The sequence below is a fragment of the Arthrobacter subterraneus genome (assembly GCF_900099735.1).
Classification (GTDB): Bacteria; Actinomycetota; Actinomycetes; order Actinomycetales; family Micrococcaceae; genus Arthrobacter_D; species Arthrobacter_D subterraneus.
Genome location: NZ_FNDT01000004.1, coordinates 1 through 12,087, shown reverse-complemented (window position 1 = coordinate 12,087; position 12,087 = coordinate 1). Strand labels below are relative to the sequence as shown.

11 protein-coding genes and 1 rRNA gene are annotated in these 12,087 nt (G+C 66.1%); 10 read left to right on the top strand and 2 right to left on the bottom strand.

The window, feature by feature from the left end; genetic code table 11:
* The first annotated feature begins 36 nt into the window (after positions 1-36).
* The 4 genes from BLS52_RS06255 to BLS52_RS06240 all read left to right on the top strand — a co-directional run bounded on the left by BLS52_RS06255 (position 37) and on the right by BLS52_RS06240 (position 4,481).
* A complete protein-coding gene (locus BLS52_RS06255) occupies positions 37-1,239 on the top strand; it encodes an argininosuccinate synthase (protein WP_026545505.1) in 1,203 nt (400 codons plus the stop codon).
* 3 nt (positions 1,240-1,242) lie between these two features.
* Positions 1,243-2,691 (top strand): argininosuccinate lyase, encoded by a 1,449-nt coding sequence (gene argH / locus BLS52_RS06250; RefSeq protein ID WP_090585236.1) that lies wholly within the window; start codon positions 1,243-1,245, stop codon positions 2,689-2,691.
* Positions 2,692-2,748: 57 nt separating this feature from the next.
* Positions 2,749-3,516, top strand: a complete 768-nt coding sequence (locus tag BLS52_RS06245; RefSeq protein ID WP_245702726.1) for a maleylpyruvate isomerase family mycothiol-dependent enzyme — start codon at positions 2,749-2,751, stop codon at positions 3,514-3,516.
* Between the two features lie 107 nt (positions 3,517-3,623).
* On the top strand, positions 3,624-4,481 hold the full coding sequence (locus BLS52_RS06240; protein ID WP_090585232.1) for an SRPBCC domain-containing protein: 858 nt from the start codon (positions 3,624-3,626) through the stop codon (positions 4,479-4,481).
* Here the strand turns inward: BLS52_RS06240 and BLS52_RS06235 are convergent.
* A complete protein-coding gene (locus BLS52_RS06235) occupies positions 4,457-4,990 on the bottom strand; it encodes a methylated-DNA--[protein]-cysteine S-methyltransferase (protein ID WP_090585230.1) in 534 nt (177 codons plus the stop codon). The two genes, BLS52_RS06240 and BLS52_RS06235, sit on opposite strands and share 25 nt — an antisense overlap.
* On the bottom strand, positions 4,987-6,492 hold the full coding sequence (locus tag BLS52_RS06230) for a DNA-3-methyladenine glycosylase 2 family protein (RefSeq protein ID WP_090585228.1): 1,506 nt from the start codon (positions 6,490-6,492) through the stop codon (positions 4,987-4,989). Before BLS52_RS06230 ends, BLS52_RS06235 begins: the two co-directional genes overlap by 4 nt.
* Positions 6,493-6,584: 92 nt before the next feature.
* Here BLS52_RS06230 and BLS52_RS06225 point away from each other — a divergent pair, with 92 nt between their 5' ends.
* The 6 genes from BLS52_RS06225 to BLS52_RS06205 form a co-directional block, all read left to right on the top strand.
* Positions 6,585-7,271, top strand: a complete 687-nt coding sequence (locus tag BLS52_RS06225) for a DNA-3-methyladenine glycosylase (RefSeq protein ID WP_245702725.1) — start codon at positions 6,585-6,587, stop codon at positions 7,269-7,271.
* On the top strand, positions 7,268-7,795 hold the full coding sequence (locus BLS52_RS06220) for an adenine phosphoribosyltransferase (protein WP_090585224.1): 528 nt from the start codon (positions 7,268-7,270) through the stop codon (positions 7,793-7,795). The genes BLS52_RS06225 and BLS52_RS06220 overlap by 4 nt, the downstream gene beginning before the upstream one ends.
* 83 nt (positions 7,796-7,878) lie before the next feature.
* Positions 7,879-10,131 (top strand): HelD family protein, encoded by a 2,253-nt coding sequence (locus tag BLS52_RS06215; RefSeq protein ID WP_245702724.1) that lies wholly within the window; start codon positions 7,879-7,881, stop codon positions 10,129-10,131.
* A 12-nt stretch (positions 10,132-10,143) separates the two neighbouring features.
* Positions 10,144-11,466 carry a tyrosine--tRNA ligase gene (gene tyrS, locus BLS52_RS06210; RefSeq protein ID WP_245702723.1) on the top strand — a complete coding sequence of 441 codons (1,323 nt, stop codon included), beginning with the start codon at positions 10,144-10,146 and terminating at the stop codon, positions 11,464-11,466.
* Between the two features lie 48 nt (positions 11,467-11,514).
* Positions 11,515-11,745: a hypothetical protein gene (locus BLS52_RS18665; protein ID WP_217636725.1), complete on the top strand. Its 231-nt coding sequence runs from the start codon at positions 11,515-11,517 to the stop codon at positions 11,743-11,745.
* Between the two features lie 182 nt (positions 11,746-11,927).
* Positions 11,928-12,087 (top strand): 16S ribosomal RNA (locus BLS52_RS06205); the annotation flags it as partial.

Sequence of the window (12,087 nt, the reverse complement as noted above, 5' to 3'; positions counted from 1 at the left end):
CCACCGAACATCCCACAACACAGAGGAGCTACAGAAGTGACTGAACGCATTGTCCTTGCCTACTCAGGCGGACTGGATACGTCGGTGGCCATCGGCTGGATCGCCGAAGCAACCGGAGCTGAAGTGGTGGCTGTCGCCGTCGACGTCGGACAGGGCGGTGAATCCCTCGAAACCATCCGCCAGCGCGCACTGGGCTGCGGTGCCGTCGAGGCCTACGTGGCTGACGCCCGCGATGAGTTCGCCAATGAATACTGCATGCCCACGCTGCGGGCCAACGCGCTGTACATGGACGCCTACCCCCTGGTCTCGGCGATCTCCCGCCCCGTCATCGTCAAGCACCTCGTCGCCGCGGCCCGCGAGTTCAACGCCACCACCGTGGCCCACGGCTGCACCGGCAAGGGCAACGACCAGGTCCGGTTCGAGGTCGGCATCCAGACCCTCGGCCCGGACCTGAAGTGCATCGCCCCGGTCCGCGACCTGGCCCTCACCCGCGACAAGGCCATTGCCTTCGCCGAGGAAAAGGGACTGCCTATCGAGACCACCAAGAAGAACCCGTTCTCCATCGACCAGAACGTGTGGGGACGCGCCGTCGAGACCGGGTTCCTCGAGGACATCTGGAACGGCCCCACCAAGGACGTCTACGACTACACCGATTCCCCTGAATTCTCCCCGGCACCCGATGAAGTTGTCATCACCTTCAAGCAGGGCATCCCGGTGGCCATCGACGGGCACGCCGTCACCCCGCTGCAGGCCATCGAGGAACTGAACCGCCGCGCCGGCGCACAGGGTGTGGGCCGCATCGACATCGTCGAGGACCGCCTGGTGGGCATCAAGAGCCGCGAAATCTACGAGGCACCGGGTGCCATGGCGCTGATCACCGCCCACCGCGAGCTGGAGAACGTCACCGTGGAGCGCGAGCAGGCCCGGTTCAAGAAGACCGTGGACCAGCGCTGGACCGAGCTGGTGTATGACGGCCAGTGGTTCTCGCCGCTGAAGCGTTCACTGGAAACCTTCATCGACGACACCCAGCGGTACGTCACCGGGGAGGTCCGCATGGAACTCCACGGCGGACGCGCCACCGTCACAGGCCGCCGCTCCGACGTCGGGCTGTATGACTTCAACCTGGCCACCTACGACACCGGTGACACCTTCGACCAGTCCATGGCGCGCGGGTTCATCGAAATCTTCGGCCTGTCCTCCAAGGTGGCCTCCGGCCGCGATCAGCGCGCGGGAAGCTAATCCGTGACCGAGGCACACAGCACAGCGGCACACGGCACCAATGAGGGCTCACTGTGGGGCGGCCGGTTTTCCGGCGGCCCCGCGGATGCCCTCGCGGCGCTGAGCAAGTCGACGCATTTTGACTGGCGGCTGGCCCGTCATGACATCGCCGGGTCCCGGGCGCACGCCCGCGTCCTGCACCGCGCCGGCCTGCTCGACGACGGTGAGCTGGCCGGGATGCTGGCCGCCCTGGACGCGCTCGACGACGACGTCCGGACCGGCGCGTACCTGCCGGCTGAGTCCGACGAGGACGTGCACGGATCCCTCGAGCGCGGCCTGATTGAGCGGGCGGGGCCTGCCCTTGGCGGAAAGCTCCGGGCCGGCCGGTCACGCAATGACCAGGTGGCAACCCTCGGGCGGATGTACCTGCGCGAGCACGCGCGGATCATCGCCGGTGGTGTCCTGGCAACCATTGACGCCCTCGTGGAGCAGGCACAGCAGCACCTTGAGGTGCCGATGCCGGGCAGGACCCACCTGCAGCACGCGCAGCCGGTGCTGTTGAGCCATCACCTGCTGGCCCACGCGTGGGCGCTGCTGCGTGATGTCCAGCGCCTGCAGGACTGGGACCGCCGCGCTGCTGTGTCTCCGTACGGCTCCGGCGCGCTGGCCGGCTCGTCACTGGGGCTGGACCCCGAGGCGGTTGCGGCGGAGCTGGGATTCGACTCGGCGACGCACAACTCGATCGACGGAACCGCCGGGCGCGATGTGTACGCGGAGTTTGCCTGGGTGACTTCGATGATCGGCGTCGACCTGTCGCGCATCAGTGAAGAGGTCATTATCTGGGCAACGAAGGAGTTCTCCTTCGTCACGCTCCATGATTCCTTCTCCACGGGATCCTCGATCATGCCGCAGAAGAAGAACCCGGACGTGGCCGAGCTTGCGCGCGGCAAGGCCGGACGGCTCATCGGGAACCTGACCGGACTGCTCGCGACGCTCAAGGGCCTCCCGCTGGCCTACAACCGGGACCTTCAGGAAGACAAGGAACCCGTGTTCGACGCCGTCGACACCCTCGAGGTGCTCCTTCCGGCGGTGTCGGGCATGATCGCGACGCTGACGTTCAACACGGAACGCATGGCTTCCCTGGCGCCGCTCGGTTTTGCGCTGGCCACGGACGTTGCCGAATGGCTGGTCCGCCAGGGTGTGCCGTTCCGTGAGGCCCATGAGCTCTCCGGTGCCGCGGTCAAGCTGGCCGAGAGCCGCGGCGTCGAGCTATGGGACCTCACCGATGAGGACTACGCCGGGATTTCGGAGCATCTGACCCCGGGTGTCCGCGAGGTGCTCACGGTCGAAGGTTCACTCAACAGCCGCGACTCCCAGGGCGGCACCGCGCCGGCCGCGGTGCGCCGACAGCTCACCGCCCTCGCGGCGCAGCTGGAGGAAGCACGGTCAGCGCTGGTACCGGCACAGAGCTAGAGCCGTGTTACGGGTATCCTCGGGACAAGTCAACCGCTACCTACCCCGAGGATGTCCGTGAACACGTCGCAGCCCGCAGCACCCGAGAACCTTCCCGACAACCTGCCGGAGCGGCTCGCCGACGCCGGCCGGGAGCTGTTGGCTGCGGCAGCAGCGCTCGACGAGGCTACCCACGCGGCGCCGTCGGTCCTCCCGGGCTGGAACCGCGCCTTCGTGATCGCCCATGTCGAGGGTGTGGCCCGGGCAATGACACGGCAGGTCGAGTACGCCGCCCGTGGTGAAAAAATCGAGTTCTATGACGATGGTTTCGACGGCCGCAACCGGGACATCGAACGGCGGGCACAGCGTCCCGCCGCGGAGCAGCTCGAGGGACTGACTGACGCCGTCACCGGGGCAGTGGCGGTCTTCGCCGGAGTCACGGGCAGCGAGTGGGACGCGCGCATCGCGTACCGTGACGGAACGGTCCGCGACGGCGCCCTCGCCCTCTGGCGGGAGCTGGTCATCCATGCGTCCGACCTGGACCTCGGACGCACCCCCCTCGACTGGGACACCACCTTCTGCCATTACCTTTTCGGTTTTCTCGCCGCCCGCGTTCCGGACGGCGTCGCCCTCAAGCTCCAGCCGCTGGGTGAACAGCCGAGGACGCTTTCCAATGGGCCGGGGACCCCGGCGCGCACCATCGTGGTCACCGGGCTGCTGCAGGACATCGCCGCGTGGCTGGCAGGCCGCAAGCCGCTGGGCGGCCTGAACGCGACAGCGGCAGCCGACGGGGTGGCCCTGCCCGAGCTCCTGCCGTGGCCGGCGGCGGTGGCACCGCGCCCGTGACCGGGTGACTCATCCGTCCGCGCCCTTATCAGGGGTCCGCTCCTGCGCTAAGTTGGGAGTCACGGAGCAGGAGAACCGAGGCACCAGCCAGGGCAGAGGCACACGCGATGACGTCGGATGTTGATTCCACAGCAGTTCATTCCGCGGTGCCGCTTGGCCGCATTGAGCGGCTGAGCGACGGCTATGTCCTTGCCTTCGACCGGCAGCTGGATTATCCCCGCGCCTATATCTGGGACCTGTTGACCGATCCCGCCAAGGTGCGCCTCTGGTTGGGCGAACTCGCCGGCGGCTGGGAGCTCGGAAAGGAATACTCCCTTGACATGGGGGGAGGAGCGGTTGAAGGCACCGTCCTGCAACTCAACCCGCCCACCAGCCTCCAGATCATCTGGGAGGATCCCCTCGGTCTTGAATCAATCCTTGAATGGCGCGTCCTGTCCAGCGACGGCGGCACCCTCCTGCAGCTGCGCGCACGTTCGGAGACGGCCGATTTCCTGACCGAGGGTGCCGCGGGCTGGCAGCAGATCCTCGCCGCCCTTGCCGATGTCGCTGCCGGCAGGGAGCCTGCGCCGTCCGGCGACTGGGCGTCGCTCCGGGATGCCTACGCCGCGGAGTTCAGCATCTCCAACACCATGGGTTGGTTGGAAACGTCCGACGGCGTCACCATGGTCCATTTCGACCGTCGCTTCAATTCCACCCTCCCGCTGGTCAGGGACGCTCTCACCGCCGATCCGGAACAGCAGCCCAGGGTGGAGCAGGCGGAAGTCGACCTGACCGCAGACGGGGGCGCGACCCGGCTTACCGTCCGGCACGTCGTGGATGACCAGGCCGACGCGCCGGCACTGCTGGCCCAGTGGCACGCCCATCTGGATGCCGTGGCGGTATCGGTGGAGGGGGACCAACCCCACATGAGCATGCGCAAACTTCATGCGCTCGAGGATTTCTACCGGGCTACTCTCTCGGACTGACCGTCCGGACTGGCCGCCGCTTTTTCCCGTGCCAGGAGGTTGGTTTTGACCTCCAGACCCCAACGGAAACCACCCAGGCTGCCGTCTGTCCGGATCACCCGGTGGCAGGGTACAAAGAGCGCTGCAGCGTTAAAGGCGCACGCGCCGGCAGCCGCACGGACCGCCGCGGGATGGCCGGCCAGCCGTGCGTACTCCAAGTAGGTGACCGGCCTGCCGGGAGCCACCGTCCGCAGCACCTCCCAGGCATGGTTGCGGAAGGGACCCGAGAGCTGACGCACGGGCACCGACTCAATCGCGGCGAGGTCGCCGTCGTAATATGCGCAGACGGCGTCGGTGATCGCGCCAAGTCCGGCCACCTGCTGCACGCTCTCCGCCCTCAGCGAGGGATGAATCTGGCCGGTCACTTCCGCCAGGTCCGCCGTCCAGCCGGAGGCGAGGACCACACCGTCCCGTTCGACGACGGTGAACGGCCCGTCCGGTGTGGACATTGTTGCGGTGCGGGTGGTCATGACAGTGCCTTTCGTACGGTGCCCGGCGGGATGGACTGGCTTCCGGGATGTTTGTCAGCGGCCACGCGCCAGAGATGCATGGTGGCGTAGGAACGCCAGGGACTGAACTGTTCCAGCCAGGCGGCGGCCGAGCGGGCGTCGACTGGCCGGCCGGACAGCTTCGACAGGCCGGTTCGGACCGCGGCGTCGCCGTCGAGCGAAACGTCCGTGGCACCGAGGACCCGCATCGCAGCGTAGCGTACCGTCCACGGCCCTACCCCTGGCAGCGGAAGGAGTTTCCCCTCAAGTTCAGCCGGGCTGTCTCCGACGCCGATGGATACGCTTCCGTCGGCGAGTGCCGCAGCGGCGCCGAGCAGGGCCGCCCGACGGCGCGCGGGCCCCTTCAGCAGCGGCCCTGCTCCCTCGGCAATCTCGGCGGCCGTGGGGAAAAGCCGGCTGTGGCCGGGACAGCCGAGCATGGAGGCAGCCCCGAGCACGCTGAGGGTCTTCAGGACACCGGTCGCAGCGGCGACGGTGATCTGCTGACCCACCATGGCGCGGATGAGGATCTCCTGCGGGTCCACCGCCCCGGGCAGCCGGATACCCGGATGCCGCTGCACCCGCGCAGACATTGCCGGTTCTGCCGACAGTGCGCCGTCGATGGCTGTCGGGTCCGCGTCAAGGTCGAACAGCCTGCGGATACGGGACAGCAGGACGGGCAGATCCTTCAGGTGCTCCACCCTCACCGAAACGTCCAGTCCGCCGCGTCCCCGCGCGGCCCTGAACCAGCCTTCACCGCCGGGAAGGCGAACGAGCCGGGCATACCCGCCTTCGTCTGCCCGCTCGACCCCGTCGACTGCGCGCGCGGACAGGAAGGCAAAAATGCCGTCGTCGTACGGTTCCCGCAGCGGCAGCGTCAGGCCGAGTGAGGTGGGGGCACCCGCGGCCGCCGGGGAATGCGACAGTGCGCGGCTCCGATGCCGCAGCTGCGAGGGGGAGAGGCTGTAAACCTCCTGCACCGTTTGGTTGAACTGCCGGATGCTCGCGAACCCGGAGGCGAACGCCACATCGGAGAGCGGCATGTCTGTTGCCGTCAGCAGGGTCCGCGCCGTCTGTGCACGGGAGGCGCGCGCCAGGGCAAGCGGCCCGGCTCCCAGTTCCGAGGAGAGGATGCGGCCAAGCTGCCTGGTTGAGTAGCCCAGGCGAAGCGCAAGTCCCGGAACGCCGGTGCGGTCGATCTCGCCGTCGGAGATCAGCCGCATTGCCCGCGCAGCGGTGTCAGAGCGCAGATTCCAGGCGGGTGTGCCGGGGACCGCCTCGGGAAGGCACCGTTTGCAGGCGCGGTAGCCCGCTTGATGTGCCGCCGCCGAGGTGGGATAGAAGGTGACATTGGACGGTTTCGGTGTACGGGCGGGGCACGATGGGCGGCAGTAGATCTTCGTGGTGGCCACCGCAGTGACGAACTGCCCATCGAAGCGGATGTCCCGCGATTCGATCGCGCGGTACCGCTGCCAGAAGTCCATTGCTCCATCCTCGCAGGCCGGAAGGTGCGCTGCTAGCGGAAATCGGACATGGCCGTGCGCAGCATGCACGGCGGTATTGATACGGTCTTTTGGTGGATCCAGCCCTGCAACGCACCCGCCTTGCGCATCCGGCCGTCGAGGTTGCGCCGCTGCTGCTTGGTGCACACCTCACGCACGACGACGGATCGGAGCCGGTCACCGTGCGTATCACGGAGGTGGAGGCGTACATGGGATCGGAGGATCCAGGGTCGCACGCCTTCCGCGGGCAGACCGCCCGCAATGCCACGATGTTCGGCGAGGCCGGTCACCTCTACGTGTACTTCACGTACGGGATGCATTACTGCGCCAACGTGGTCTGCGGGGTTCCCGGACATGCAACGGGTCTGCTGCTGCGCGCCGGCGAGGTTGTTGGGGGACTGGAGACAGCGCGGCGCCGGCGCGGTAATCCCCGCTCGGACCGGGACCTTGCACGGGGACCGGCCCGTCTTGCCCAGGCGCTTGGAATCGACCGGAACCTGGACGGCGCAGACGTATTCTCGGACCGCCTCCAGCTCGTACTTCCCGAGCACCCTGCGGACCCGCTGCGCCTGCAGACCGGACCACGCGTCGGGGTCAGCGGTCCCGGTGGGTCACCCGCCTATCCCTGGCGTTACTGGCTGTCCGGGGAAGCCAGCGTTTCGGTGTACCGGCCGGCAGCCAGGCCGCGGACCGCGCGGCTCGCCCGGGACACACCGGGCAGCGCAGGTACCCCCAGGACCTCAGACACCAGGAAGCCATGACACCCTCAAATACCCGCGACCTCATCCTGTCCTCCTGCGCGAGCGTGCCCGATTTCCCCAAACCGGGGGTGACCTTCCGCGATCTCACGCCGGTGTTCGCGGACCCCACCGCATTTGCGGCGGTCACTTCCGCACTGATCGAGCCGTTCAGGGGTGGGTTCGATCGCGTAGCCGGTATTGAAGCCCGTGGCTTCATCCTTGCAGCGGCGGCAGCCTACGCTTCCGGCACGGGCATGACGGCGGTGCGTAAGCCGGGCAAGCTTCCCCGGGAGGTCCTCAGCGAAAGCTACGTCCTGGAGTACGGCACTGCGGCGGTGGAGATCCACCGGGACGAGTTCCCACCCGGTACCCGCGTGCTTCTGCTGGACGACGTCCTCGCCACCGGAGGAACCCTCGCGGCAGCAGTCCGCCTCCTTGAGCGGGCCGGCGCCGAAGTGGTGGGAGCCGGCGTCGTCCTGGAACTGGCCGGCCTCGGCGGCAGGGCTGCCGTGCCGGCTTCTGTTCACGCGCTGGCAACTATCTAGCCGTGTTCGCGGCGCAGGCTCATGGAAATTCGCACTGAGCGGGATAGAATTGACGGTCCGCCTTGGCGAGAGGGAAACGCGCAATGCCTGAAATGTCAGTAGCCCGGAACGAGCTGGAGCACGAGCGCCGCTACGTGGCCGGTCTGTACCAGCGGCTTGATGAACTGCGCGCCGAAAAGCAGCGCCAGCTCGATCAGGTTCGCCGGACCACTTCATCCGGGTCGCACCAGAACCGGTCCGAACGCGACGCGTTCGCGACCATGTATGAGGACCGGCTCGCGCAGCTGAACGCGGTGGATGACCGGCTGGTGTTCGGGCGCCTGGACCTGGACAGCGGAGAGGAGCGCTACATCGGCCGGATCGGTCTTTCCACCGAGGACCTGCAGCAGCTCATGGTCGACTGGCGGGCACCGGAGGCAGGCACCTTCTACCAGGCGACCGCCTTCGAGCGGATGGGCGTCCGGCGCCGGCGCCACCTCATTCTGTCGAGGCGGGACGTCGTTGCCGTTGAAGACGATGTGCTCGACGCCTCCATGCTCACGGATGCTGACTCTCTCCAGGGCGAGGGGGCGCTGCTGGCAGCCCTCAACTCCCGGCGAACCGGCCAGATGTCGGACATCGTGGGAACCATCCAGTCCGAGCAGGACCGCATCATCCGAGCGCCGTTGCCCGGCGTCGTCGTCGTTCAGGGCGGTCCGGGTACAGGCAAGACCGCCGTCGCGCTCCACCGCGCCGCCTACCTGCTCTACACGCACCGGGACCGCTTGAAGTCAGCGGGTGTTCTGCTGGTCGGCCCAACCAACGCATTCATGAAGTACATCGAGCGGGTGTTGCCCTCCCTGGGCGAAACGGGTGTTGTGATGGCAAGCATCGGCAGCCTGATGCCGGGCATCCAGACCGTCCAGGAGCCCTCGGAAGAGGTCGCGGCACTCAAGGGCCGCCTGGACATGGCCGGTGTCGTCAAGCAGGCCGTCGCCAACCGCCAGCGCATCCCGGCCGAGAACCGGAAGCTCAACGTTGAAGGCAGCATTCTCACCTTGACGCCGCGGCAGGTCCGCCGGGCCCGGGACCGCGCCCGCGCTACCGGCAAACCGCACAACGAGGCACGGACAACCTTCGTGAAGATCATGCTGCGCGAACTCACGGAGCAGCTGACCGAACAGCTGGAAGAATCGTCGGGTGCCGGAAACACCGCCGACCGCTCCTACCTCACCGAAGACGTCCGCACCTCCCGGGACGTGCGGATCGCGCTGAACCTCGCCTGGATGCCGATGACTCCGGAAAAGCTCCTGCGGGACCTGTTCGCCAAGCCCGCGCAGCTTGAAGCGGCGGCACCGCACCTCAGCGACGCCGAGCGGCAGCTTCTCCACCGTACCGAGGACGCACCCTGGACTGAGGCTGACGTCCCCTTGCTGGACGAGGCAGCGGAACTGCTGGGTGAGCTTGATGCATCGGCCGGGCGGAACGCGGCGGAAAAGGAACAGGAACGACGCCGGGATATCGCGAACGCTGAACGCACACTGGAGAACGTGAGCGCCACCCTTGAAGATGCGGGCGTTGACGGAGTATTGAGTGCCGAGGCCCTGGCGGACCACAACGTGGTGACGGAAACCCGGCTCACCGCGGCGGAGCGTGCATCGGGTGACCGCACCTGGGCGTACGGCCACGTGGTGGTGGATGAGGCACAGGAACTGTCGCCGATGCAGTGGCGGCTGCTGATGCGCAAGTGTCCCCTGAAGTCCTTCACCATCGTCGGGGACATCGCCCAGACCAGCTCGATCGCCGGTTCACACTCGTGGCAGCAGGCGCTCGAGCCGTTCGTGGGGGAGCGCTGGCAGCTTGAGGAGCTGACCGTGAACTACCGGACCCCGGCGCAGATTGCCGAGGCAGCCGTGCGGATGGCCAACGCGGCCGGGCTCGTGGTCTCAGCTCCCAAGGCGGTCCGGGACGGACGCTGGGACCCGGTGATCGACCGGGTGCCGGATCTGGAACCGGCGCTCCTCGCGGCACTGCCGGAGGAACTGGAGGCTATCGCCGACGGTCTCCTCGCGGTCATCGCACCGGCCCGGATCATCGACCAGGTCCGGGCTGCCGTCACCTCGGTCTACGGCAGCCGGGTCGGACAGGGTGCGGGCGGGCCCGGACAGGACATTGTCGTCACCACTCCGCGCGAGGTGAAGGGCCTTGAGTTTGACGGCGTGGTCGTCCTTGAGCCGGCCGAGATGCTGAAGCAGGAGGCTGTGCGTGTCGGTGACCTGTATGTCGCCATGACGCGCCCCACACAGCGCCTTCGCCTCATCTCGACGGGTGAAATTCCTGAGGGCATTGAGGACTGATATTTTGAAGCGGTGCAACAACCTACCGATACGGCGCACTCGCCCGTGACCGAACAGCAGAACGACAGCTCCTTCGAGAACCTCTGGCAGGAGCTGAAGTGGCGCGGATTGATTCACGTGTCCACGGACGAGGCGGAACTGGAGAAGCTGCTCGCCGGTGCACCGATCACGTACTACTGCGGCTTCGACCCCACTGCACCGAGCCTTCACCTGGGAAACCTGGTCCAGTTGCTGACAATGCGGCGCCTCCAGCTCGCCGGGCACAGGCCGATCGGCCTCGTGGGCGGGTCCACCGGGCTGGTGGGCGACCCTCGGCCTTCAGCGGAGCGCACCATGAACACCAAGGAAACCGTCGCTGAGTGGGTCGGGTACCTGCAGGGTCAGGTGGAGCGGTTCCTGAGTTTCGAGGGCGACAACGCTGCCCGGATGGTCAACAACCTCGACTGGACCGCACCGATGAGCGCCATCGATTTCCTGCGCGATGTCGGAAAGCATTTCCGTGTCGGCACCATGATGAAAAAGGACGTTGTCGCCTCCCGGCTGAACTCCGATGAAGGCATCAGCTACGCCGAGTTCAGCTACCAGGTGCTGCAGGGCATGGATTACCTACAGCTCTTCCGGGACCACCAGTGTGTTCTGCAGACCGGCGGTTCGGATCAGTGGGGCAACCTCACCAGCGGCACCGAACTCATCCGCAAGGTCGAGGGCAAGAGTGTCCACGCCATCGGAACTCCGCTGATCACCAATGCGGACGGCACCAAGTTCGGCAAGAGCGAGGGCAATGCTGTCTGGCTGGATCCGGCCATGACCACCCCGTACGCCATGTACCAGTTCTGGTTGAACACCACTGATGCGGATGTTGTCGACCGGCTCAAGGTCTTCACCTTCCGGAACCGCGTCGACATCGACCGGCTGGCGGAGTCGGTCGAGAGCCGGCCGCATCTGCGAGAGGCGCAGCGCGCGCTGGCCTTCGATGTGACTTCCCTGGTTCACGGCGTTGACGCCACGGAAAAGGTGATCGCTGCCTCGGCTGCGCTGTTCGGCCAGGGCGACCTCGCTGAACTGGATGAAAACACGCTCCTTGCCGCGACCGCTGAACTGCCGACGGCGAAGGTCGACGCCGGTGCCCTCGGCATCATCGATCTTCTGGTGGCGAGTGGGCTTTCTCCCAGCAATTCGGCAGCGCGCCGGACGGTCGCCGAAGGAGGTGCCTATGTGAACAACCAGAAGGTGGCCGACCCGGACACGATCGTCGGTTCGGAGCAGCTTCTGCACGGGCGTTTCCTGCTCCTTCGGCGTGGGAAGCGGACGCTCGCGACCGTCGAAATCGGCTAGCTGCCGGCTGGGCAGGAACAGATTTGCACAGTGCCGGAAGGCCGTGTAATGTTTTCTGAGTCGCCGCCGCTGAGTGGTGACAAACCCCCTCCTAAAACCAAATGGTTCGGACGTGCGCTGAGCGCAGAAGTCCAATGCCAGGCATTTTCTGGTGGGCGGATTCGAATTATCGAAGTCGAATTCCGGCAAATAAGCCGATTTGACAGAAACAATTCGAATGAATTAGATTTAGTAACAACGCAGCACGGAAATGTAAATAAAGATTTACAAAGTATGTGAATTGCTTCTGTTGTTTGAGAACTCAATAGTGTGCCATGTTTGTTGATACCGATTGTTTTTTGATTGGTTGATTTGCTGGTCATTCCGCTCCCGTGTGGGGTGGCTGGTTTTTTGGCTGGTTTCGAATTTTGTGCAGCATGGGTTCTTCTTTTTCCGGGGGGCTTGTGTTGTGTTCGTATTTTTTTACGGAGAGTTTGATCCTGGCTCAGGATGAACGCTGGCGGCGTGCTTAACACATGCAAGTCGAACGATGATCTCCAGCTTGCTGGGGGGATTAGTGGCGAACGGGTGAGTAACACGTGAGTAACCTGCCCTTGACTCTGGGATAAGCCTGGGAAACTG

Excerpts from the sequence above, each read along its gene's own strand:
- BLS52_RS18665 (WP_217636725.1), top strand. The coding sequence starts at position 11,515 with ATGTTTTCTGAGTCGCCGCCGCTGAGTGGTGACAAACCCCCTCCTAAA.
- BLS52_RS06220 (WP_090585224.1), top strand. The coding sequence starts at position 7,268 with ATGACACCCTCAAATACCCGCGACCTCATCCTGTCCTCCTGCGCGAGC.
- BLS52_RS06235 (WP_090585230.1), bottom strand. The coding sequence starts at position 4,990 with ATGACCACCCGCACCGCAACAATGTCCACACCGGACGGGCCGTTCACC.
- BLS52_RS06230 (WP_090585228.1), bottom strand. The coding sequence starts at position 6,492 with ATGGACTTCTGGCAGCGGTACCGCGCGATCGAATCGCGGGACATCCGC.
- BLS52_RS06215 (WP_245702724.1), top strand. The coding sequence starts at position 7,879 with ATGCCTGAAATGTCAGTAGCCCGGAACGAGCTGGAGCACGAGCGCCGC.
- BLS52_RS06240 (WP_090585232.1), top strand. The coding sequence starts at position 3,624 with ATGACGTCGGATGTTGATTCCACAGCAGTTCATTCCGCGGTGCCGCTT.